This is a genomic window from Streptomyces rectiverticillatus (assembly GCF_013394065.1).
Taxonomy (GTDB): Bacteria; Actinomycetota; Actinomycetes; order Streptomycetales; family Streptomycetaceae; genus Streptomyces; species Streptomyces rectiverticillatus.
Window position 1 is genome coordinate 2,271,174 of sequence record NZ_CP040752.1, and the last position, 22,208, is coordinate 2,293,381.

18 protein-coding genes and 1 pseudogene are annotated in these 22,208 nt (G+C 74.2%); 7 read left to right on the plus strand and 12 right to left on the minus strand.

The features are described 5' to 3' along the window. Nucleotides 1-6: 6 nt before the first annotated feature. A complete protein-coding gene (locus FGW37_RS09675) occupies nt 7-513 on the minus strand; it encodes a superoxide dismutase family protein (protein WP_425506498.1) in 507 nt (168 codons plus the stop codon). A gap of 227 nt (nt 514-740) precedes the next feature. Here FGW37_RS09675 and FGW37_RS09680 point away from each other — a divergent pair, with 227 nt between their 5' ends. From FGW37_RS09680 to FGW37_RS09700, 5 genes are all read left to right on the plus strand, one after another. Next, nucleotides 741-1,379, plus strand: a complete 639-nt coding sequence (locus FGW37_RS09680) for a class I SAM-dependent methyltransferase (RefSeq protein WP_058044654.1) — start codon at nt 741-743, stop codon at nt 1,377-1,379. A gap of 38 nt (nt 1,380-1,417) precedes the next feature. Beyond that, nucleotides 1,418-2,407, plus strand: coding sequence for an N-acetylmuramoyl-L-alanine amidase (locus FGW37_RS09685; protein WP_246430333.1), 990 nt, complete (start codon nt 1,418-1,420; stop codon nt 2,405-2,407). A gap of 191 nt (nt 2,408-2,598) precedes the next feature. Further along, nucleotides 2,599-3,447, plus strand: coding sequence for a hypothetical protein (locus FGW37_RS09690; RefSeq protein WP_179080697.1), 849 nt, complete (start codon nt 2,599-2,601; stop codon nt 3,445-3,447). Between the two features lie 179 nt (nt 3,448-3,626). Continuing rightward, nucleotides 3,627-4,634: an LLM class F420-dependent oxidoreductase gene (locus FGW37_RS09695; RefSeq protein WP_179080698.1), complete on the plus strand. Its 1,008-nt coding sequence runs from the start codon at nt 3,627-3,629 to the stop codon at nt 4,632-4,634. Between the two features lie 59 nt (nt 4,635-4,693). Next, nucleotides 4,694-5,836 (plus strand): DUF6183 family protein, encoded by a 1,143-nt coding sequence (locus tag FGW37_RS09700; RefSeq protein ID WP_425506643.1) that lies wholly within the window; start codon nt 4,694-4,696, stop codon nt 5,834-5,836. A gap of 68 nt (nt 5,837-5,904) precedes the next feature. On the opposite strand, the gene FGW37_RS09705 is transcribed toward FGW37_RS09700, so the two are convergent. The 6 genes from FGW37_RS09705 to FGW37_RS09730 all read right to left on the minus strand — a co-directional run bounded on the left by FGW37_RS09705 (nt 5,905) and on the right by FGW37_RS09730 (nt 12,791). After that, entirely contained in the window at nt 5,905-7,320 is a 1,416-nt protein-coding gene (locus tag FGW37_RS09705) for a M1 family metallopeptidase (protein ID WP_179080700.1), read from the minus strand. A gap of 67 nt (nt 7,321-7,387) precedes the next feature. After that, nucleotides 7,388-8,200 carry a maleylpyruvate isomerase family mycothiol-dependent enzyme gene (locus FGW37_RS09710; RefSeq protein ID WP_179080701.1) on the minus strand — a complete coding sequence of 271 codons (813 nt, stop codon included), beginning with the start codon at nt 8,198-8,200 and terminating at the stop codon, nt 7,388-7,390. Nucleotides 8,201-8,263: 63 nt separating this feature from the next. After that, on the minus strand, nt 8,264-8,836 hold the full coding sequence (locus FGW37_RS09715) for a hypothetical protein (protein WP_425506499.1): 573 nt from the start codon (nt 8,834-8,836) through the stop codon (nt 8,264-8,266). 130 nt (nt 8,837-8,966) lie between these two features. After that, nucleotides 8,967-10,049, minus strand: coding sequence for a prenyltransferase/squalene oxidase repeat-containing protein (locus FGW37_RS09720; RefSeq protein WP_179080702.1), 1,083 nt, complete (start codon nt 10,047-10,049; stop codon nt 8,967-8,969). Further along, nucleotides 10,046-10,777 (minus strand): class I SAM-dependent methyltransferase, encoded by a 732-nt coding sequence (locus FGW37_RS09725; RefSeq protein WP_179080703.1) that lies wholly within the window; start codon nt 10,775-10,777, stop codon nt 10,046-10,048. Before FGW37_RS09725 ends, FGW37_RS09720 begins: the two co-directional genes overlap by 4 nt. 637 nt (nt 10,778-11,414) lie before the next feature. Next, nucleotides 11,415-12,791: a glycosyltransferase family 4 protein gene (locus tag FGW37_RS09730; protein ID WP_425506501.1), complete on the minus strand. Its 1,377-nt coding sequence runs from the start codon at nt 12,789-12,791 to the stop codon at nt 11,415-11,417. Between the two features lie 221 nt (nt 12,792-13,012). Here FGW37_RS09730 and FGW37_RS09735 point away from each other — a divergent pair, with 221 nt between their 5' ends. Next, on the plus strand, nt 13,013-13,669 hold the full coding sequence (locus FGW37_RS09735) for a TetR family transcriptional regulator (RefSeq protein ID WP_179080704.1): 657 nt from the start codon (nt 13,013-13,015) through the stop codon (nt 13,667-13,669). Nucleotides 13,670-13,862: 193 nt separating this feature from the next. Beyond that, nucleotides 13,863-14,474 carry a response regulator transcription factor gene (locus FGW37_RS33260; RefSeq protein WP_179080705.1) on the plus strand — a complete coding sequence of 204 codons (612 nt, stop codon included), beginning with the start codon at nt 13,863-13,865 and terminating at the stop codon, nt 14,472-14,474. Between the two features lie 342 nt (nt 14,475-14,816). Here FGW37_RS33260 and FGW37_RS34115 read toward each other — a convergent pair. The 5 genes and pseudogenes from FGW37_RS34115 to FGW37_RS09765 form a co-directional block, all read right to left on the minus strand. Further along, nucleotides 14,817-15,857: pseudogene (locus FGW37_RS34115) on the minus strand (ATP-binding cassette domain-containing protein); the annotation flags it as partial. A 1,010-nt stretch (nt 15,858-16,867) separates the two neighbouring features. Further along, nucleotides 16,868-18,583 (minus strand): ABC transporter transmembrane domain-containing protein, encoded by a 1,716-nt coding sequence (locus tag FGW37_RS09750; protein WP_179080706.1) that lies wholly within the window; start codon nt 18,581-18,583, stop codon nt 16,868-16,870. A gap of 114 nt (nt 18,584-18,697) precedes the next feature. Continuing rightward, nucleotides 18,698-18,823 (minus strand): SapB/AmfS family lanthipeptide, encoded by a 126-nt coding sequence (locus FGW37_RS09755; RefSeq protein WP_058044643.1) that lies wholly within the window; start codon nt 18,821-18,823, stop codon nt 18,698-18,700. Nucleotides 18,824-18,924: 101 nt separating this feature from the next. Continuing rightward, a complete protein-coding gene (gene lanKC, locus FGW37_RS09760) occupies nt 18,925-21,792 on the minus strand; it encodes a class III lanthionine synthetase LanKC (protein ID WP_179080707.1) in 2,868 nt (955 codons plus the stop codon). A gap of 143 nt (nt 21,793-21,935) precedes the next feature. Further along, nucleotides 21,936-22,208 (minus strand): ferredoxin, encoded by a 273-nt coding sequence (locus FGW37_RS09765; RefSeq protein WP_179080708.1) that lies wholly within the window; start codon nt 22,206-22,208, stop codon nt 21,936-21,938.

Below are 22,208 nucleotides of genomic sequence, written 5' to 3' on the forward strand. Positions count from 1 at the left end.
GCACGATCACCCTTGCGAGTGGCTCGTCCTATTGTTCGAACCCTGCTCGAAGGGCACGTTGACGCACGCCAGCCGCGCGCCCGCCATGCCCGCCCGGCCCGGGCCCGTCTCGGTGGCGTGTTCGTGGATCACGACGGAGCGGGCCTCGCCGGCGCGGAAGCGCCAGGCGACCGACGCAGAGGACGTGCCGTCACCCCGCCGGTCGGTGGTGAAGTCGAGCCAGACCTCGTTGCGCGGGTTGGCGTACTTCGGGTCGGTCGAAGGCTGCTTCGGGTCCTTGACGTGCTGGTAGTGCGGGCCGGAGTGGTCGGGCCGGGTGCCGCACGGCTTCGTATGGACGTGGGCGCCGAACGTACGGCCCGGCTGGATGCCGTGCAGGCGCAGCTGGACGGCCGTGCCGCGGTGGCCGGTCCGCTCGACGACGGAGACGCGGGCGCCCGGCGGAACCGCGGCGTTGTCGAACGTCACGGCGCGCAGCACGTCGGCCCTGGGCTCCGCGAAGACGGCTCTCACACTCGCCCCTTGGCAGTGGGCCCCGCTCATGGGGGACACGACGGCCATGGAAGCGGCGAGCAATGATACGGCGAAGGACATCTTCCGCCCCTTTCAGGAGCTTCAGTAGTGGCTTCCCCCTGAGTCCCGCGGACATGCTTCCCCACGGTATCGACCCCTCGCGCACCGCGCACGGCGACCCGTGAGGACAATGAGCCGACCACCGCGTACCCCAGGAGGACGACACCATGCCCCCCAAGCCCGAGATCCTCGCCGCCTTCGAGGCGGCCAAGGGGTTCATGCCGCTCGACGAGGGGCTCGCTCTCCACGCCGCCGCCGAGGAGGCCGCGCGGCTCGCGCTGCCGCTGCTCGAAGTCGGCACGTACTGCGGCCGGTCGACGATCCTGCTGGCCGCCGCCGCGCGCGAGGCGGGGGTCACGGCCGTGACGGTGGACCACCACCGGGGCAGCGAGGAGCAGCAGCCGGGCTGGGAGTACCACGACGCCTCGCTCGTCGACGAGGCCGTGGGGCGGATGGACACGCTGCCCGCGTTCCGGCGCACGCTGCATCAGGCGGGGCTGGAGGAGCACGTAGTGGCGATCGTGGGGCGGTCGCCGCTGGCGGCCTCCCTCTGGGCGGCGCCGCTGGGGCTGGTGTTCATCGACGGCGGGCACACCGACGAGCACGCCACGGCGGACTACGAGGGCTGGGTGCCGCACCTCGCCCCGGGCGGGCTGCTGGTCGTCCACGACGTCTTCCCCGACCCGGCGGACGGCGGGCAGGCGCCGTACCGCGTGTACCGCAGGGCACTGGAATCCGGGGAGTTCACCGAAGTGTCGGTGACGCGCTCGCTGCGGGTGCTGCGGCGCGTACCGGTTGCGGCGTAGGCCCCCTGCGCGGCGGAGCGGCGGCGTAGCATCGCCGGGTGTCCAAAGGCAGCTTTCCCCGTGTGACCCGCCGCCCGGGCGGCATCCGCAGGCCCGTCGTCGTCGCGGTGGCGGCCCTGGTGCCGGCCGGCTTCGCGGGCTGGCTGCTGTGGGACGCGAGTGCGGACGGCGGGGAGAAGGCCCCGGCGGCCGCCGCGTCGTCGGCCTCGCCCGGCCGCTCCCCCGCCTCGCAGGCCCCGCCCCGGCAGCCGTCGCCGTCCGCCGGGTCGCCGTCGGCGTCAGGTTCGTCCGCGCCGCAGAGCGCGCCGCCGAGCGCTTCGCCCGCCGCGGCCGACGAGGGGCCGCTGCCGGACGGCCCGCTCAAGGGCAAAGTGGTCCTGGTCGACCCCGGCCACAACATCCGCAACAGCGAGCACACCGCCGAGATCAATCGCTCCGTCGACATCGGCACCGGCCGCAAGGAGTGCGACACCACGGGGACGTCCACGGACGCGGGTTACGCCGAGGCCACGTTCAGCCTCGACGTCGCCCACCGGATCCGGGCGCTCCTGCGGGCGCAGGGCGCCAAGGTGGTGTTCACGCACGACGGTGAGCGCCCGTACGGGCCGTGCGTGGACGAGCGGGCCGCGATCGGCAACCGCGCGCACGCCGACGCCGCCGTCTCGGTGCACGCCGACGGCTCGGCCGTCGGCAACCGCGGCTTCCATGTGATCCTGCCCGCTTCCGTCAAGGGCGGGCGCGCGGACACCTCCGCCATCGCCGGGCCGTCGAAGGACCTCGGGGTGCGCATCGCGGGCCACTTCGTGCGCAGCACGCGCAGCGCCGCGTCCAACTACATCGGCGGCGGTACCGGTCTGGACACCCGCGGTGACCTCGGCGGGCTCAACCTCTCCACCGTCCCCAAGGTGTTCGTCGAGTGCGGCAACATGCGCGACCCCGAGGACGCCGCCCTGCTGACGGACGGTGCATGGCGGCAGAAGGCGGCGCAAGGGATCGCCGACGGCATCACGGACTTCCTGGACGGGTAGGGCTCCCCGGGCGGTAACGGGCCGTAGCGGCGCCCGCGGGCCCCGCGCTTGTCACGAGGCAGATACGAAGAGGACGCCCCGACGGTTCAGGCGATAGGTTCACCCGTACGATGGGGGGCCACCCCCGCGCCCCCGCATGCTCGCGTGCCGGCGACAGCGACGTTAATGATCACACTGACAAAGGACTTTAGGTGAACATCCGCTCCCTCACTCGAGGCGACGGCGTGGTGATCGGAGCAGCGGTGTTGCTGTTCATCGCCTCGTTCCTGAGCTTCTACTCGTACGACTGCGCGGGATCGATCTGCCCCACGGAGCCGAACGGCTGGAAGGCCGGCCTCTTCCCCGTTCTGCCGTCGATCTTCCTCGCCGGAATCATCGCCGCCGCGCTCGTCGTCGCCGCGCGCTTCCAGCCCGAGGGGCGCAAGCTCCTGGGCCTGGAGCTCGTCCAGTGGGGCACCGCGTTCGCCGTGTTCGCCGCGTGGTCCTCGCTGTGGACGATCATCGGTGGCGCCCAGGGCGTGTCCCCGGGCGTCGGCCAGATCCTGGGCCTCCTCGCCAACGCGGCCCTGGCCGCCGCGGTGCTGCTCACCCCGCGCACCCCGGCCCTGAAGGCCCCGCTGGTGAGCGCCCCGGGCCCGCAGGCCCCGTCCCCGTACGGCGCCGGCCCGAACCCGGGCTACGGCTACCCGGGCCCGGGCGGTGCCCAGCCCGGTGCCGCCGGTCCGTACGGCGCCCAGGCCCCGCAGCCCTACGGCGCGCAGCCGGTCCAGCCGGACGCGAGCCTGGGCGGTGCCGCCGCGCCGCAGCCGGCCGCCGGCCAGGCCGCGGCCGCCCCGGCCGGGGACTTCGCCCCGTTCTGGTTCGCGGTGCCGGTGCCCCGCCCGCTGTACGCCGAGGACGGTTCGCCGTCGCAGATCGCCGAGCTCGCGCCCGGCACCTGGTACCTCGCGGTGGAGCAGCGGGGCGAGGCCCTCGTCGCTCAGACGCAGGACGGCCGCCGCGGCGTCCTGCAGGACACGACGGGCATCCAGCGCGGCTGACGCGCACGTGCACGGGCGACGGCCCGCCGGGGTTTCCCGGCGGGCCGTCGCCGTGTCCGGAGGGCTTGCGCCCGCGCGGTCGGTCCCGGGCGTCTTGCCCGTAGGCGGGTGCGGGCCTACAGTCGGAGACCCCGGAACTGACGCACCGTCAGTTCGCTCCACCCGCCGGGAGGGCATCCGTGCGGCTCGGCCTCGCGCTCGGCTACTGGGGACGCGGCCCCGATCCCCGCCACCTCGGCCTGGCCCGGGAGGCGGAGCGCCTCGGCTACCACTCCGTGTGGACGGCCGAGTCCTGGGGATCCGACGCCTTCACCCCGCTCACCTGGATCGCCGCGCACACCACCCGCATCCGGCTCGGCACCGCGGTCGCGCAGATGGCCGCCCGCAGCCCGGCCGCCACGGCGATGCACGCCCTCACCCTCGACCACCTCTCCGGCGGCCGGCTGCTGCTCGGCCTGGGGCTGTCCGGCCCGCAGGTCGTGGAGGGCTGGTACGGGCGGCCGTTCCCGGACAGCCCGCTCACCGCGACGCGCGAGTACGTGGACGTGGTCCGCCAAGTGCTGCAGCGCAGGGCCCCGGTGACGCTGGACGGCCGTCACCACACGCTCCCCTACCGCGGCCCCGGCGCGACCGGCCTCGGCAGGCCGCTGCGCTCCGTCACCCACCCCCTGCGCCCGGACCTGCCCGTCCTGCTCGGCGCCGAGGGGCCCCGCAACGTCGCGCAGACCGCGCGCATCGCCGACGGCTGGCTGCCGCTGTACTGGTCCCCGCTGCGGACGGACCTGCACGCGGCCGCCCTCGCCACCGCGCCCGAGGGCTTCCTGGTGGCACCGCTGGCCCGGGCCCGGGTCTGCGCGGACGTCGCCGAGGGGCTGCGCCCGGTGAAGGCGATGCTCGGCTTCTACATCGGCGGCATGGGGCACGCGCGCCGCAACTTCCACGCCGACCTCATGGCCCGCATGGGGTACGAGGAGGCGGCGCAGCGGGTGCGGGAGCTGTTCCTCGCGGGCCGGCGGGAGGAGGCCGTAGCTGCCGTGCCGGACGCCTTCGCCGACGAGATCTCCCTCGTCGGGCCGCGCGGCCGCATCGCGGAGCGGCTGGAGCTGTGGCGGGCCGGGCCGGTGACGGACCTGCTGGTGACCGCGCCGGACCCGGAGACACTGCGGGTGCTGGCGGAACTGGTGTGAGAGCCGGGGTGAGCGCGGTGCGCGGTCAGGGCGCTCAACGTCGTCGGCGTCGCTTTCGGATGCGTAGGCTCAGGCCCGTGGCTGATCAGATACAGAAGATCGTGACGGGCCTGCCGGACCTGACGGATGTCACCGGTGTGTGGGCGGTGGCCGACGGCCGGGTCGAGCAGGGGGACGCTGCTTTCGCAGCGGACCTTGGCATCGCTCTCGCCAGGACGTACGGCACCGGGGGGCAGATATGGCAGTACAGAAGTGTCTTCGACCACCTGCTTCGGCTGTTGGCCACCACCGCCGGTCCCGAGAATGTTACCCAGGCGCTCCGACTGGTCTCCTCGGCTGAGGTCGCCGGCAGGAAGCTGGATCGCTACACGGCCTCGTTGCTGGCTTCCAGCCATGAGGCGGCGGACCTGGCTGCGGCGTTCACCGGCCACGCTTCGGAGGAGCTTCGGGCCTGCCTGGTCCACGAGCTGGTTCTCAGGGGTGTGGCCGTCGAAGAGACGCCGGGGATTGCGGGTTGGGCGACGTCGCCGCATTGGAGGCATCACCCGCTGGGCCGACTGCCCCTGGCTCTGTCCAGCATGGAGGAAGGTGCGGATCTGCCGAGCTACAGCATCCGTGGCAGCAGTCACTCGATGCCGTACGGGCCGTCGGAGAGTCGCGAACTGGCGATGATCTCCGACGCGCATGTCCCCTCAGCGAAGGAGACGACAACACCGGCCGCGGCCACGGCGATGGGCAGGGCCGTGGCGAACTGGGCCGAAGAGTCGAACGGGCGCATCGAGGCGCGGGTGTTCGACCTCGCCGAACCCCTGGACGCCGAGTCGGTTCCGGCCGCGCTCCTGACGCTGGGGCTGGAGTGCCTGCACGGGGCGGGAAGGAAAACCGCCCTGTCGGTTGCTGTCCGTCCGCCGGCCCAGGTATGGCGGGTGCTCTTCGCTGCGGCGTCGACGGGAGGGGCGTACAACTCGGGTTGCTACGGCGCCTACGGCCGTCTGGCGGCCTGGCGCTCCCTGGCCGCGCTGGCGGCAAGTCCGGAAGGTGCCACCGCCGCTGAGGTCGAAGCACATGTGCTGGGCTGCGTCTGGCACGGCTTCGGTGCCGGAACGAAGTGGTTCGAGCAGGTGGCCTGGGACATCGGTGTGGCCGCGCTTTCCCCGGGCCGTCGGCGCCTGGCCGTGCTTGCCGCGACTGATACCGACTGAGGTGCCCGTGGTTCGTGGGTCGGGGAGCTGAACCGAGTGAACTGGGGGCACGTGTGTCGTCAGGGCCGTCACGGCCGGTCCGGCCTCCCCTGTCCGTGGAGCCACGGGCCGAACACGCCGCCGAGGTTCTTTCCGGTGCGCTCCTGCCAGAACCGCTCGAACCCGGCGGTGTCGGCGTTGCCGTGCCGGTGCTCGCTCACCCAGGCCCGGACGGTCGCGAAGAAGGTCTTGTCGCCGACGGCCCCGCGCAGCTTGTGCAGCACCATCGCGCCGCGGCCGTAGACGGGCGAGTCGGAGACGGTGGCCGGGGCGGGGTCGGCGGGCGGGAAGGCCCAGATGCCCTCGCTGAGCGGGTCCTTCCCGGCGTAGTAGTCCTCGAAGATCCGCTGGGCGGAGCGCCCGCCCTGCTTCTCCTCCCACAGCCACTCCGCGTACGTGGCGAAGCTCTCGTTGAGCCACATGTCGCGCCAGGTGCGGGGGCTGACGGAGTTGCCGAACCACTGGTGGGCGACTTCGTGCACGACGGTCACGTCGTCCGGGGCGGAGTCGAAGTAGGGCTTGGTCTGGGTCTCCAGGGCGTAGTCGATGTAGGGGTTGTGGTCGACGACGGCGCCGGCGGAGGAGAAGGGGTACGGCCCGAAGAGCTCGCTCGCCCAGGCGATGGCCTCGGGCAGGAGCTTCTCCAGGCGGGGCGTGGCCGCGGCCTCCTTGGGGTGGGTGGCGATGTAGACCGGCAGATCCCCGGCGCGGGTGGTGGTGACCTTGAAGGGGGAGACGGCCACGTTGGCCACGTAGCTCGCCATCGGCTCGGCGTTGTGCCAGGTGAAGGAGGTCCGGTCGCCCTTGACCTGCTGACGCTGCAGCTCGCCGTTGGCCACGGCGGTGTAGCCCTTGGGGACGGTCACCGTGAAGTCGTAGGAGGCCTTGTCGGAGGGGTGGTGGTTGCCGGGGAACCAGGCCATCGAGCCGGTGGGCTGGCCGAGGCCGACCGCTCCGTCGTCGGTCTCGACCCAGCCCTCGGCGACGTCGCCGTCCTCGTCCTTGATCTCCTTCGGCGTGCCGTCGTAGACGACGACCGTCTCGAATTCGTGGCCCCTGCCGATGGACGCCCGGGGCGTCACCGTCAGCTCGCTGCCCTTCCTCGCGGTGCGCGCGGGCTGCCCGTCGACGCGGGCACTGCGGACCTTCAGCCCGTCGAGGTCGAGGTTGAACGCGCTGAGATCCTGCGTGGCCCGCGCGGTGATGACGGCCGTGGCCTCCAGGTGGTTGTCCTCGGGGTCGTAGTCGAGGGTCAGGCCGTAGTGCCGGACGTCGTAACCGCCGTTGCCCAGGCGCGGGAAGAGCGGGTCCCCCGCGCCGGGGGCGCCGGCCTTGCGGGACGCGGCGTCACCGGAACCGCCGCAGGCCGCGACGAGCACGAGGGCGGCGGGCAGCACGGCCCGCCGCAGCCGCCGGGGCACGAAGGATCTGGGCACAACGGTCATACGGTCATGCTCTCATCCGACTGCGGGACGGCCGGTCAGGCCATGCCTCGCGGGAGCCGAGGGGGCCTCAGAAGACGGCCCGCTCCAGCCAGAAGTCGAGCAGCTCGCGGTCGCCCAGGACCTCGATGCGGTCGGTGTCGGCGGGAAGGCGCCGGAAGAGGACGCTCAGCAGGTCGGTCACCGGGCCGCGCACGGCCACGGCGGCCTTCTCGTGGGCCCGTCGCCACGAGACGCCCTCGCCGGTGAGGTCGATGAACCACTCCGCGTCGAGCTCCGCCGGGGTGTCGGTGGCGTGCAGGTGGAGCGTGCGGCCGGGGCCGGGCAGCTCGGCCAGGCGCGGCTTGAACGCGACGGCCGCCGGGAAGGTGAGGATGTCCAGCCACTCGTCGATGCAGTCCGCCGCTATCTCGGGCTCCGCCGTGAAGGCGACGCCCAGCGCGCCCAGGGCGTCTGCGCGGTGCATGAGGGTCTCGTGCGTCATCCGGCGGGCCCAGAAGACGGACCGCTGGTCCTCGGAGAAGGTCCACACGGGGCTGTCGGGCCCGGCCTCGCGCAGGACGGCCACCAGCGCATCGGCGCCTTCGCCGAGCCATGCGGCGAGAGCGGGCAGATCGTCCACGGAGGGCTCGCCCGGGGCGGGCGTGGGGACGCCCTGGCCGGCGGTGGACGGCGGCACGAACTCCTTGACCTGCTCGCGCACGAGCACGGTGGCCATCCGGTGGGCCTGGCCCACGTGCAGCAGGAGCTGCCCGAGCGTCCACTCCGGGCAGGTGGGCACGGTGGCCGACACGTCGGCGCCCTCGCCCAGGGCGGCCCGCAGCAACCCGGTCTGGTGGAGGATCTCGGAACAGTAGCGGTCGTGGCTGAGCATCGTCGTCATGACCTCACTGTAGGTCCGCCCACTGACAACTCCCCCGGCAGGCCCGGACGTTCGGATTCCGGTTCACCCCTTCTGGACCTCCGAGTACGAGGGGACCTTGTCGGTGACCGGCGCCCCGGCGCCCTTGCCCGCGTCCTTGACGCTGTTGATGACGCCGTCGAACGCCCCCGCGTCCCCGTCCGTGGCCTCGCCCTTGCGGAACTTAGTCGTCAGGCCCTTGAGCGACTCGATTCCCGCGCCCAGCGGGGCGACGGCCTTCGAGAGCGCGGGGTCGCCCTTGGCGTTGTTCATCGCCGCCTTGAACCGGTTGTAGGCGAAGGTGCCTGCGAGACCCGCCTTCACCAGGGCGACGGTGCGGCCCTCCGCCCCCTTCTTGAAGGCGCCGTTCCGGTACGGCTTGATGATCCACTGGTACGACGCGCCCGCTGCGAGCCCGGCGTTGGCGACGAAGCGGGTCTTGGCGAACTTCTGCCGCTCGGCCGAGCCGGTGGGGCTCGCGCCGGCGTCCGCGGCGTCCTTCTTCCCGCCGCCACCGCAGCCCGTACCCGTCAGGAGAAGTCCACAGGCGAGGGGCAGGGCGACGGCGGCAGCGGCACGGCGGGTCACGGGGCGGCGGGTCACGGGGCGGCGGGTCACGGGGCGGCCTCCTGGGCGGGCGGGGGTGCCATGCCGCCAGCGTGGCGGGCAGAACGCCTGCCCGCCACGGGAACGGGCCCGTTCGGGGCTCTGTGCCTTGTGCCCCGCGCCCCGCGCCCCGCCGGAGGCGCTACGCGCAGCAGTCCGGTTCCAGCCCGGAGGGCAGCCGCTCCCCGCCGAACACGGCGGTCGTCGCCTCGTCGCCCCCGAGCGCGGCCGCCGCGAGCAGCAGCGAACCCGCCGTCCACGTGGTGCGCTCCTCCGGCCAGACGGCGTCGTCGTCGTAGACGTAGCCCGTCCAGTACATGCCGTCCTCGGCCCGCAGGTGCTGGATCCACTGCAGGATCTGCACGGCGTGGTCGGACTCCCCCATCACCCACAGCGCGAGGGCGAGCTCGCAGCTCTCGCCGCCCGTCACCCACGGGTTGGGCAGCACGCAGCGCACGCCCAGACCCGGCACCACGAAGCGGTCCCAGCCCTCCTCTATGCGCTCCTTGGCGGCTACGCCGGTGACCGCGCCGCCGAGGACGGGGTAGTACCAGTCCATCGAGTAGCGGCCCTTGTCGAGGAACCGCTCCGGGTGGCGGCGTATCGCGTGCGCGAGCAGGCCCGTGGCCAGCTCCCAGTCCGGCTGCGGCTCCTCGCGGTGCTCGGCGATGGCCAGGGCGCAGCGCAGCGCCTGGTGGATGGACGAGGAGCCGGTCAGCAGCGCGTCCGTGACGGGGGTGCCGTCGTCCTCGCGCTTCCAGCCGATCTGCCCGCCGGGCTGCTGGAGCGCCAGGACGAACTCGACGGCCGCATAGACGGTCGGCCACATGCTGTCGAGGAAGGCGTCGTCGCCCGTGGCGAGGTAGTGGTGCCAGACACCCACGGCCACGTAGGCGACGAAGTTGGACTCGCGGGAGCGGTCGGTGGGCTCGTCGGCGGCGCCGTCGGCGTAGGCGGCGAACCAGGAGCCGTCGCCGTTCTGGTGGCGGGCCAGCCAGCGGTAGGCGGCCTCGGCGCGCCCGTGCTCGCCGGCGGCGTCGAGGGCCATGGCGGCCTCGACGTGGTCCCACGGGTCGAGGTGGTGGCCGCGGAACCAGGGGATGGCGCCGTCCTCGCGCTGGACGGCGGCGATGCCCGCGACGGTGCCGGTGACCTGGTCGGCGGTCAGGACGCCGGGCAGCACGAGGCGCTCGGTGCGGCCGGAGCCGCGGCTGAAGAGGGTCACGCCTGCGCCCCGGGCAGGTGCGGCTTGGTCGCGTACGCCACGAAGCTCTTGCCGATGAGCGGGTTGAGGGCCTGCTCGGCGACCCGGGTGGCCAGCGGCTTCTTCATGATGTCCCAGACCAGCAGCTTGTGGTAGGCGCGGACGGGCAGCGCCTTGTCGTTGTCGACGCCGAAGGCGCACTTGAGCCACCAGTAGGGGCTGTGCAGGCCGTGGGCGTGGTGGGTGCCGTACGGCTCCAGGCCGGCCTCGCGCATCCGGTCGAGGAGCTCGTCGCCGCGGTAGATGCGGATGTGGCCGCCCTCGACCTCGTGGTAGGCGTCCGAGAGCGCCCAGCAGATCTTCTCCGGGCCGTAGCGCGGGACGGTGACCGCGATCCGGCCGCCCGGCTTGAGGACGCGGACCATCTCGGCGAGCACGCCCTTGTCGTCCGGGATGTGCTCCATGACCTCGGAGATGATGACGACGTCGAAGCTGTCGTCGGGGAAGGGCAGGGCCAGGGCGTCGCCCTCCATGGCGGTGGCGGTGGCCCCGGCCGGGGCCTCACCGGCCTCCTTCATGGCGGCGAACCACCTGGCGACCTCGCGTATCTCCTCGCCGTTGCGGTCGAGCGCGACGACGCGCGCTCCGCGCCGGTAGCACTCGAAGGCGTGCCGGCCCGCGCCGCAGCCCAGATCGAGGACGCGGTCGCCTGCGGCGAGCGGGAAGCGGGAGAAATCGACGGTCAGCACGGGTATTTGCCTTCGGCCGGCGGGACGGGGTGGTTGGTTACGGGGACGGGGGGCCTCCGGCCGGGGTCGCCGGGGAAGGGCGCGGCCAGGTATTCCCGGCCGGGCACCGCCGGGCTGCGCCGCGGGGGTTGAGCGCCACGGCGGCGGGAGACCTCTGCCGGTGGCAGGACCTGACCTACGCCACTGCAGCCACGCTCGAAAAGCCCCCCGCCACAACGGCGGTCGAGCCGCGCGGCGGTCCCCGGTGGCGCCACAACAGCCGGGCCCGGCACCGCCGGACTGCGCCGCTCTGGCTGAGCGCCGCTGCGGCGGATGTTCGTTGCCGGTGGCGCGGCATGGCCTACGGCGGTCTCCGGCGCTGCCGAACAAGCCCGGCCCGGCACCGCCGGGCTGCGCCGCTGTGGCCGGGCACCGCTGCGGCGGGTGTCCGTTGCCGGTGGCGCGGCATGGCCGCACGCGGAGAAACCCCCGCCGCAACGGCGCGCAAGACCCGCGGCGGACTCCGGCGGTGCCGAACAAGCCCGGCCCGGTGCCGCCGAACTGCACCGCTGTGGCTGAGCGCCGCTGCGGCGGGAGTGCGTCGGCAGCAGGGCATTCGTGCCTGTCTGCCGTACCGCGTAGCGTGCCGCGGGCGGCATCAGGTGTGCCGTCCGGCGCTTCGGGCGCCGCCCGCGAGGGCGATCGCCTCGCGGTAGTGACGGGCCGTGCCGAGCGCGGCCTCGCGCCAGGTGAAGCGGGAGAGGACGCGTTCGCGGCCCGCGGCGCCGAGGCGGCGGCGGAGTCCGGGGTCACCGAGGAGCCGGTCCAGGGCGGAGGCGAGGGCTCCGGAGTCGCCCGGCGGGACGGCCAGGCAGGTCTCCCCGTCGGGGCCCGCGACCTCCGGTATGGCACCGCCGGTGGTGGCGGCCAGCGGCGTCCCCGTGGCCATGGCCTCGGCGGCCGGCAGCGAGAAGCCCTCGTACAGCGACGGCACGCAGGCGACCTGCGCCGAGCGCACGAGGTCGACGAGCTCGGCGTCGGTGATGCCCTTGACGAACTCGACGGCGCCCTCCAGCCCGCAGCGCCGGATCGCGGTGGCGATCGGCCCGTCCTCGGCGCGCTTGCCGACGACCACGAGGTGCGCGCCGGGGTGACGGCGGCGAACCACGGCCAGCGCCTCGATCAGGTGGATGAGGCCCTTGAGGGGCACGTCCGCGCTGGAGGTGGTGACGATGCGGCCCGGCACCTCGGGCACGGACGGGTCGGGCGAGAACAGGTCGGTGTCGGCGCCGATGGGCACGACGTGCACCCGCTCGGCCCGGACGCCGAGGTGGTCGACGATCTCCTGGCGCGAGGAGCCGGAGACGGTGAGCACGGACGGCAGCCGGCGGGCGACCCGCTTCTGCATCCGGGTGAAGCCGTACCAGCGGCGCACGGAGGCCCGCCGCTTCCAGTCCGCGGCGGCGGCGAGGTCGAGCTGCCGGTCGACGGTGATGGGGTGGTGGATGGTGGTCACCAGCGGCGCGCCGATCGCGGCGGGGCCGCCGAGGAGCCCGTAGCCCAGGGTCTGGTTGTCGTGGACGACGTCGAACCGGCCGCTCTGCGCGGCGAGATGACGCCGCGCGCGCAGGCTGAAGGTGAGCGGCTCGGGGAAGCCACCCGTCCACATGGTGGAGACCTCCAGCGCGTCGATCCAGTCGCGGTACTCGTCGCGGCCGGGCGTGCGGAACGGGTCCGGCTGGCGGTAGAGGTCGAGGCTCGGGAGCTCGGTGAGGGTCACGCCCTCGTCGAGGACGGGGTACGGCTGGGAGCCGATGACCTCGACGCTGTGCCCGAGGCGGGCGAGTTCACGGGAGAGGTGGCGGACGTAGACGCCCTGGCCGCCGCAGAACGGGTTCCCCTTATAGCTGAGCAGCGCGATCCGCAGGGGGCGGTCGCCGTCCCCGTCCCGGAGGCCGTCCTTCCGTACGTCCTGCCCCGCGCGCGCCTCGCGCGCCGCATGTGCGAGAGCTGCCTCAGTGGCCTCAGCGGTCACTCCCCCGGCCTCCTTCTGGCTGCTGTTCCGGCCGGAGCGTAACCGGTCGCGCTAATCTAGAACAAGTTTCAGACTGGGTCGTCCAGAAGCCTCGAATCTACCGGCCGGAAAGGCGGTAGCCAGGACCGGATCGGGTGATTCGCGCCACGGCCCGGCCCCTGCCATGCTGTGCCGTCCGGGCCGTACGGACACCCTGGATGGATCGCCACGGAATGGGACATATGACGACGGAACCCAAGTCGCCGACCGCGCGGGCCGTACCCGCCGGGCCCGCCGGCCCCGCCGGGCCCGCCCTTCCTCTGACCGAGCGTCAGGCGGCCCGCCGCCGCCGGATCCTGCAGGCCACCGCGGAGCTCGCGAGCCGCGGCGGCTTCGACGCCGTGCAGATGCGCGAGGTCGCCGAGGCGGCGGGCGTCGCGCTCGGCACGCTCTACCGCTACTTCCCCTCCAAGGTCCACCTGCTGGTCGCCACCATGCAGGACCAGCTGCAGCGGCTGCACGGGACGCTGCGCAAGCGCCCGCCCACGGACGCCGATCCGGCCGCGCGCGTGGCCCAGACCCTGATGCGGGCCTTCCGCGCCATGCAGCGCGAACCGCACCTCGCCGATGCGATGGTGCGCGCCCTCACCTTCGCCGACCGCTCGGTGAGCTCCGAGGTCGACACCGTCTCCCGGCTCACCACGGCGATCATCCTGGACGCCATGGGGCCGGCCGGGCCGCCCTCCCCCGAGCAGCTCTCGGCCGTCCGCGTCATCGAGCACACCTGGCACTCGGCGCTCATCACCTGGCTCTCGGGGCGCGCCTCGATCGCGCAGGTGCGGATCGATATCGAGACCGTCTGCCGGCTCATTCGGCTCACTACCCCACAACAGGCCTGACGCGCTACCCCCGGCACCCGATTCACGAGGGGCGCTTTCGAGTGAACTTGGGGCGCACGTGGCGGAATTCATGCGCCCTTGCGCCCCCTCCATGTCCGGTATACGCGCCCGGAGCGGTGGCACACGCCGGTATGAATGAGCGTCGGTGTCCGGCGCAGCACTCGCTGCGCGGGGGAGCGGGAAGGCGGGGACCGTGATCCGGGTGCTTCTGGTGCATGACACCTATCTGCTGCGAGCGGCGCTGGCGGCTCTCATCGGCAGAGAGCCGGACCTGGAGGTCTCGTCCGCGTCCTGGCAACGCGCGGTGGCCATGTCGGACTCGCTGCGGCCGCACGTGTGCGTGGTGGACATGGACAGCCCGGAGGCCGGCGGGCCGGGCGGCCTGCGGGAGCTGTCCGGGCACGGTGACGCGCGCGACGACAGGGTGGCCCTGCTGGCCCTGGCCAGTGCGGGACGGCCGGGGCCGCTGCGCCGGGCGTACGAGGAGAAGGCCCTGGGATACCTGAGCAAAAACGCTTCTCCCGACCGGCTCGTCGAAGGGATACGGCATGTGGCGAACGGCGAGCGGTACATCGACGAGACGCTCGGCTTCGGCTTCCTGGAGGCCTCGGAGATCCCCCTGACGAGACGCGAGCTGAGCGTGCTGTCACTCGCGGCGGAGGGGGCGTCCGTCGGGGAGATCGCCCGCAGCCTGCACCTGTCCAACGGGACGGTGCGCAACTACATGGCCGCCATCACCCGCAAGACCGGGGCGCGGAACCGGGTCGACGCGATCCGTATCTCGCAGGTGGCGGGGTGGGTGTGAGGGGGTGGGGTGCGCGGGTTCCGCGGGTTCCGCGGGTTCCGCAGGATGCGCGGGATACGCGGGATACGCGGGTTCCGTGGCGCCCATGAGGTCGCGGTAGAGCGGGGACCGCTCCAGCAGCTCGTGATGCTCCCCGCAGGCCGTGTCCGCGCCGTCCATCACCAGGATGCGGCCGGCCCGGCGGGCGGAGGCGGCCCGGTGCGCGATGACGACGAGGGTGCCGCCCGGGCGGCGCGCGAAGGCCCGCTCCGCGCGGGCCTCCGCGACGGGGTCGAGGTGGCAGGTCGCCTCGTCCAGCACGGCCAGGGGAGCGGGCGACAGGTACGCCCGGGCCAGGGCGATCTGCTGCCGCTCCCCCGCCGAGAGCTCCGCCGGGGCGAGGGAGGCCTGGAAACCGCCCACGCGGCGGACGAGTTCCGCCATGCCGAGCGCCTCCGCGGCCGCCCGCAGCTCCTCCTCCGGGACGGGGGCGGCGCGCAGATAACCCAGATTGTCGGCGAGCGTCCCCGAGAACACGTACGCCTCCTGCGGGATCAGCACGCGCTGCGCGGCAGCGGCCGCCGTGCCGGCCCGGGCGCCGCCCATCGTGACCTCGCCGCCGCCCGGGCGCAGGAGACCCGCGACCAGCCCGGCCAGCGTCGACTTCCCCACGCCGCTGGGGCCGACGACCGCGAGGTGCGCGCCCCGAGGCAGCGTCAGGTCCAGGTCCCGTACGACGGGGTCGGCGCGGTCGCCGTACGCGAAGGTGAGGCGGCGCAGTTCGAGGGCGGGGGCGGGGGCGGAGGGGGACGGCGGGACAGCCGATGGGATGTCCGCAACTCCCGTGACCGGCGGGCCCGGCGGGCCCGGCGCCGTCAGCCTTCGCACCACCACGGCGAGGCGCGAGCCGCTCGTGCCGAGGCCGTGGACGAGGTTCTGCAGGGCGGGCATCAGGGACTGCGTCAGGTAGGCCAGCGCGCCCACGAGGCCGCCCGTGGTGACACCCCGGTCCAGCAGCCACGGCGCCCCGGCCAGCAGCAGCACCACCGGCAGCTGCCCGGCCAGGGCCAGGGCCACGACCCGGACGACGGACCAGCGGGCGAGCGAACGGGAAGCGTGCAGCGCGGCGTCGGTGAGCGCGCCCGTCTCCGCGCGGACGCGGGGCTCGGCGCCCGCCGCGGTGACGTCGCGCAGACCGGCGAAGGTGTCGCCGAGCGCGGCGGCGAGGGCCTCGTCCGCGGCGAGGTACGCCTCTTGGCGGCGGGCCAGCGGGCGCAGCGTCGCCAGGAACAGGCCGAGGCCGAGCAGGAGTGGCGGCGCCACGACCGCCAGCAGCGGGGGCGCGAGCAGGAACAGGCCCGTCAGCGCGCCGGCCGCGGTGAAGACGAACGAGCGCGAGACCATGACCAGACCGGCGAAGGCGTCACGGGCGATCTCCACCTGGTGCGTCAGCCGGGACACGGCAGCGGTGCCGGTGTCGCCGCGGTGCAGGGCGCGGGAGACGACCGTCCTCACGAGCCCGTCCCGGAAGGGCTCCACGAGACCGGCGACACCGCCGTACGTGCGCCCGGTCCCGTACGCCCCGACGACCACGGCCACCGCGGCCAGCCCCAGCCACGCGAGCCCGGTGCGGGGCCGCCCGGCGAGAAACCCCCCGTCGAGCGCCTCGGCCAGCGCGTACCCCAGCACGAAGGTATGCCCGGCCTCCACAACGGACCACGCGAGCAGCCCCGCGACGACGCGCCGCCGGCCGGCGAGGTACCGGATACCTCGCCGGAAGAGCCCGGGCTCAACGGGTGCCACGGGAACCTCCTGAGTCGGCGGAACGCTCACAGCCGACCCGGCACCGCGGGGACGCTCCACGGGGCGGCTCGCCGTCGCGGCGGAAGGGGAGCGGCTGACACCCGGTCGGCTTCAACAGCCGGGTCGGCACCGCCGGACTGCTCCCGCCGGGGTGGCCGAGGCCGGCCCGGCACCGCCGAGACGCGCCGCGGGACGACTCGCCGTCGCGGCGGAAGAGGGGGGCCTGACAACCGGTCGGCTTCAACAGCGGCACTGCCGAAACGCTCTCCCGGTAGCGGCCGATGCCGGCCCGGCACCGCCGAGACGGGCCGTAGAGCGACTCGCCGTCGCGGCGGAAGAGGGGTGGCTGCCACCCCGCCGGCTTCAACAGCCGGGTCGGCACCACCGGACCGCTCCCGCCGGGGTGGCCGAGGCCGACCCGGCACCGCCGGAACGCACCGCGGGACGACTCGCCGTCGCGACGGACGAGGGGTGACTGCCACCCCGCCGGCTTCAACAGCCGGGTCGGCACCACCGGACCACTCCCCCGGCAGCGCAGAGACACGCCGCGGGGCAGCTCGTCGGCGCGGTGGTAGGGGAAACGGCGCCGCGGCGGGCCGGTGGGCGTGGTTTCAGGCATTGAAGACCGCCCGGTATTCCGGGTCGGCCCACAGCTCGGTGTGCGGGGCCACCGCTCTTGCCTTGCCCTCGTGGAGCCACAGGACGCGGTCCGTGCTCGCGGCCGTCGTCACGCGGTGGGCTATCAGTACGCGCGTGGGGGCGGACGAGGCGTGCAGGGCTGCCGTGACGCGGCGTTCCGTCGCCGTGTCCAGGCTGGACGTGGCGTCGTCCAGGATCAGGAGGCGGCCCGTGTGGGCGAAGGCGCGGGCGAGGCCCAGGCGCTGGGCTTCGCCGCCCGAGAGGGGGGCGTCCGTGCAGGGCGTGTCGTAGCCGCGCGGGAGGCGCCGTACGAAGTCGTGCGCGCACGCCGCCCGCGCCGCGGCCTCCCGCGCCTCGCGCCCCGGCGTGACCGCCCCGAAGCCGATCGTGCCGCCGACCGTGCCGCCCAGCAGCGCGGGCCGGGCGAAGGCGTGGCCGACGGCGCGGCGCAGGTCGTCGCGGCGGAGGGCGGGGAGGGGGACGCCGTCGAGGAGGACCGTGCCGGCGTCGGGGTCCGTGAGCCGGCCGGCGGCCTGCGCGAGGACGGACTTGCCGCTGCCGGAGCGTCCGACGACGGCCAGGGAGCTCCCTCCGGGCACCGTCACGCTCACCTCGTGCAGCACGGTCCGCCCGCCCCGCACGACGCTCACCCCCCGCAGCTCCAGCGTGCCGGGCCCGGGCGGCAGCCGCCTCCCCCCGTACGGGACTTCGGGTACGGCGAGCACCTCCGCGGCGCGGGCGGCCGCGGCGCGGGCGCGGGCCGCGGCGTTGAGGTGGCCGACGAGCATGCCGACGCCGGTGGCGAGGACGGCGTAGCGGGAGGCGGCCAGGAGGTCCCCGACGGTGAGGAGGCCCTGGGAGAGCCGGAGGCCGGCGACGGCGAGGACGGTGATCTGGAGCAGCGGCACGAGCGTGCCGGCCTGGGCCGTGGAGCGGCCCTGGACGCGCCACATGCGGTGCCCCTGGCGGGAGAGCCCGGGCAGCGGTCGGAGGATGCGGGCCTCTTCGCGGGCGGCGGTGCCGGCGGCGGCGATGGTGCGGGCGCCGTCGAGCGCTTCGACGAGGCGCCCGGCGATGTCCCCCTGGAGCTGCTGGTAGCGGGCGACGCAGTCCGTGGAGGCGCGGGTGAAGGCGCGCAGGAGGGCGGCGAGCAGGGGGGCGCCGGCGAGGAAGGCGAGCGCGAGCCAGGGGTCGATGAGGCCGAGGGCGACGATCCCGCCTACGGGGCCCGCCACGGAGGCGGCGGCGTGGGCGAGCGTGGCGGGCGCGGTGCCGGTGTCGGCGGCGTTGCCGACGAGGCGGGTGACGAGGTCGCCGGGTGGGAAGCGGCCGGTGGTACGCGGGCCCGCGGCGAGGACGTGGCCGAGGAGCCGGTGGCGCAGCCGGGCGGTGGCGCGGGCGGCGGTGGTGCCGGTGAGGAGTTCGGTGAGGGCGTCGAGGGCGGCGGGGCCGGCGACGAGGAGCGCGCACAGGGCGACCCAGCGGCCGGCGTCGGCACCGCGGCGGGCGAGGAGCAGGTCGAGGGTGTGGCCGAGGGTGACGGGCAGCAGCAGGGCGGCTCCGGTGGAGGCGACTGCGAGGAGGGCGAGCGTGGCGGCGCGGCCGGCGCTGTGCCGGGCGGTGCCGAGCAGCAGCCGGTCTCCGGCGGAGGCCGTGGCCGTGGACGTGGCCGTGCGGGTGTGTGCCATGGATCGGTGGCCCTCGCGTCCGTACCATCCGTAGGGGAAAAGCGGACCCGGGCGGGCCCCTCGTCGCAGGAGGGACCCGCCCGGTGCCGGATCAGCGTCGGATCCGGTGCCGGATCACAGACAGATCAGCACGCTGGCGGTGCTGACGCAGGAGAGCAGGCTGACCGTGCTCTGACCGCCGCCGCCGTGACCGCCGGTGTTCTCGTCGGACTCCATGTTCTGCAGGTCGAGGAGCGCCATGGTCGTGTTCCTTTCGTGGGGTTCCCGTGGGGACGGGGTTCGGTTTTCTCTTGCTTTTGTTCTTGTTGTTCTTGTTGCTGCTTGCTTCTTGCGTTTTCTTGCTACGGCTCCACAACGGCATGGAGCCGGCTTCGGGGCCCCCGTGGGGGCGGAAGGAACGGCAGCTGCGCGGGCCCTGCGGGCCGTGCGCCGTCGTCGTCGAGGGCGGCGGCGAGGGCGAGCAGGCAGCCGGCCGTTCCGGTGGCGAGGTCCATGGACAGCCGCATCATCTGGCTGCCGGGGTAGGCGAGTTCGCCCCGGTAGGACATGGCGTACCAGGAGAGCCCGCGGACCTGCGCGGCGAGGTGCTCCGCGGTCGCGCCGGGCGCGGTGGTGCGGGCGAGGTGCAGGATCATCCCGGCCCGGCCCTGGAACAGCCCGGGCTGGGCGTAGAAGCGCGAGCGGGCGGCGGTGAGGATGCCGTCGCGGGCCTCGGTGAAGTACGGGTCGGGGTCCGGGGCGTGGGCGAGGAAGTCGTCCAGGACCATGCCGATGCCGGCGCTGCCGTCACCGAGGTAGGGCATGGTGCGCCAGCCCTCGTCGACTTCGAGGGTGCCGTTGTCCGTGCGGGTGCAGCGGGCGAGGTCGGTGCGCAGGGCCTGCTCGGCGAGGTCGAGGAGGGCGGGGGCTCCGGTGCGCTCGTACAGCCGCAGGAAGAGCAGGGCGGGCCCGCTCGCGCCGCGCAGGAGGCCGGCGCGGCGGCGAGGTGCCGGTGCGCCGCCGTCGTCCTCCTGGCCGGAGGAGTCGGCGGCGAGCCGGTCGGCGAGGAGCTGGGCCGCTTCGACGGCCTGGTCGTGGAGCCCGCGTTCGCCGGTGGTGCGGGCGAGGAGGTCGAGCGCGAGGCCGACGCCGGCCAGGCCGCTGCGCAGGTCGGAGGTGAGACGCTGCCACTGCTCGCCGAGCATGAGCCCGGACAGGTCCAGGGCGCGCTGGGTGTGGCCGAGCCGGTCGAGGGTGCAGGCGACGCCGGCGAGGCCGTCGTAGAGGCCGAGCGGGGTGCCGGACGGCACGGGGGCGGTGTGCTGCAGCAGCCACCGCTCGCCCTCTTCGTAGCGCTCGGCGCCGGCTTCGGCGAGGGCGTGCAGGACGCCTGCGGCGCCGTGGGCGAGGCCGAGGCCGCCGCCCTCGGCGAACTGGGCGATGTCCCCGGGGAAGAGGCGGTCGTCGCGCTCCGGCGTGGCGGAGGCGAGGAGGGCGCGGACCATCGACGCGCGGGCACGGGGCCAGTCCTCGGCGGGGTCGGGGAGAGCGTGCGGGGCGAGGGCGCGGCCGGCGCCGGGGGCGAGGGTGTGAGTGCGGCGCCCGGCGGGGCCTGTGCGCCCGGCGGCGCCCGTGCGGTCGGCGGGGCCCGTGCGGTCGGCAGGGCCCGCGGCGATCCCCTCCGCCCCGCCCGTCCCCTCCGCCCGGCCCGTCCCCTCGACCCGGCCCGTCCCCTCGGTCCCCGGCCCGCGCGTGATCTCCGCCACCGCCTCGTCGAGGAACTCCCGCGGCACCGGGAACTGTTCGGCGATCACATCGGCCAGGTGTGCCGCCTTGGCCCGGTCGATCACGAACAGCGTGGTGATGGGCAGGAAGAGGGCGAGCCGCAGGCAGGCCAGGGCGTAGCGGTCGACGTCGGCGCCGCGGCGGTCCGGCGGAGCGAAGAAGCCGGGGTGGGCGACGACCTGCCGGCCGTGCTCGGAGGAGGGGGCGGCGGCCTCGAAGTCGATGAGGACGACGGAGCGTTCGTCGGGCGCGACCATGATGTTGAACATGTGGAGGTCGTTGAAGACGACGCCCCGCGCGTGGACCTTCTCGACGGCCTCCTCGACGGCGCGGTGGATGCGCAGCGCCCACGCGGTGTAGTCGGCGGTGGCGGTGGGCTCCGGGTCCGCGGCGAGCAGCGGGTGGCGGTGGGCGAAGAAGGAGTTGAGGGGCTTGCCCTCGACGAAGTCCATGACGAGGAAGCGGTGGTCGCCGATGGTGAGCCAGTCCCGCGGCTCGGGGGCGACGCCGAGGCCGGCGAGCCGCTCCAGGGCGTCCTTCTCGCGCTCCAGGCGGGCCACGGCGTCGGCTCCGTCGGCGGCGAGCCCGGCGTGGGGGCGGCCTTCCTTCAGGACGACCTTGCGACCGTCGCGCGTGTCGGTTCCGGCGTAGACGCCGCCGCCGTTGGAGAAGTGCAGGGCCTTCTCGATGCGGTAGGGCAGGTCGCCGACGGTGGTGGCGTTGCGCGCGGCGAGGTGCGGGGCGAGGAAGCCGGGCAGCGTCACCCACGCGGGGACCTGGAAGGCGGGGTTGCGGGAGTCGGGGACGAGCTTGCCGTCCCCGTCCTCGATCGCGGGTACGAGGGCGCCGCGGCCGTCGATGCAGAAGCGGCGGGTGAAGGCGCCGTAGCGGACGTAGAGCGGGCCTTCGTGCCAGCGCAGGTCGGTGAGGATGTACGGGCCGGGGCGGCCGCCGATGATCTCGTGCAGCCCGGCGAGGGTGGTGTGCAGCTGCTCCTCGCCGGAGGGGTAGACGGTGACGAACTTCCCGCTGTGGCCGCGCTCCGCGTACTTGTTGTTGCGCAGGTGCAGCAAGTGGGGGCCCGGGACGAACTTGAACGGGATGTCCCGGGCGACGCAGTAGTCCCAGACGTCGGCGGCGGTCTTGTCCGCGATGTCGGCGGTGGCGGAGACGTGGATCTTCCAGCCCTGGAGGGGCTGCCCGGGCCGCGGGGCGCCGTCCTCCCCGGCGGGGAAGACGTGGAGCCAGTCGCCGTGGCGGGCGGTGCTCCAGCCGGCGGGGGCGGGGCGGCGGGCGGTCTCGTACAGGCTGACCTCTCGGGCTCCCTCGCCCTCGCCCTCACCCTCGCCCTTGCCCTCGCCGCCCGCCCCTGGGACGGACAAGCGGTCCGGGGTCTCGTAGAAGTGCCTGTCGGCCAGGCAGTAGACCTCGTACCGCGCGTCCATCGTCGCCCCCCTCGGCTGCGTTGCCTTGAGATTTCCACGGGGTGAGGGGCCCGGCCAGTCACATGTGTCATCAAGGAAGTGTGCGGAACGCATGAGTAACAACGCGCGTGCGTGCGAACGGCGTTGCTGCACACGCCCCCGCTTCACTCCTCCGGAGGGAAGTCCGGGAGAAAGTCCGGGGGAAGGTCCGGAGGAAAGACGGGTTCACCCGTGTCCAGGACGCTGATCGTGATCGCCTCCACCGGGCAGCTCTCGGCGGCCGTGAACACCGGAGCGGATGCGTCCGTCTCCTCCGCGACCGGGCGCGAGCGCCGCCCCGCGTCGAGCGCGAACGCCTCCGGCGCGTTCCCCGCACACATCCCCGAGCCCACGCACAGCCCCCGGTCGACCCGCACGCGCCAGCGCTCCCCCGCCAT

Excerpts from the sequence above, each read along its gene's own strand:
- FGW37_RS09765 (WP_179080708.1), bottom strand. The coding sequence starts at position 22,208 with ATGGCGGGGGAGCGCTGGCGCGTGCGGGTCGACCGGGGGCTGTGCGTG.
- FGW37_RS09750 (WP_179080706.1), bottom strand. The coding sequence starts at position 18,583 with ATGGCACACACCCGCACGGCCACGTCCACGGCCACGGCCTCCGCCGGA.
- FGW37_RS09710 (WP_179080701.1), bottom strand. The coding sequence starts at position 8,200 with ATGACGACGATGCTCAGCCACGACCGCTACTGTTCCGAGATCCTCCAC.
- FGW37_RS09755 (WP_058044643.1), bottom strand. The coding sequence starts at position 18,823 with ATGGCGCTCCTCGACCTGCAGAACATGGAGTCCGACGAGAACACCGGC.
- FGW37_RS09700 (WP_425506643.1), top strand. The coding sequence starts at position 4,694 with ATGCGTAGGCTCAGGCCCGTGGCTGATCAGATACAGAAGATCGTGACG.
- FGW37_RS09680 (WP_058044654.1), top strand. The coding sequence starts at position 741 with ATGCCCCCCAAGCCCGAGATCCTCGCCGCCTTCGAGGCGGCCAAGGGG.
- FGW37_RS09735 (WP_179080704.1), top strand. The coding sequence starts at position 13,013 with ATGACGACGGAACCCAAGTCGCCGACCGCGCGGGCCGTACCCGCCGGG.
- FGW37_RS09705 (WP_179080700.1), bottom strand. The coding sequence starts at position 7,320 with ATGACCGTTGTGCCCAGATCCTTCGTGCCCCGGCGGCTGCGGCGGGCC.
- lanKC (WP_179080707.1), bottom strand. The coding sequence starts at position 21,792 with ATGGACGCGCGGTACGAGGTCTACTGCCTGGCCGACAGGCACTTCTAC.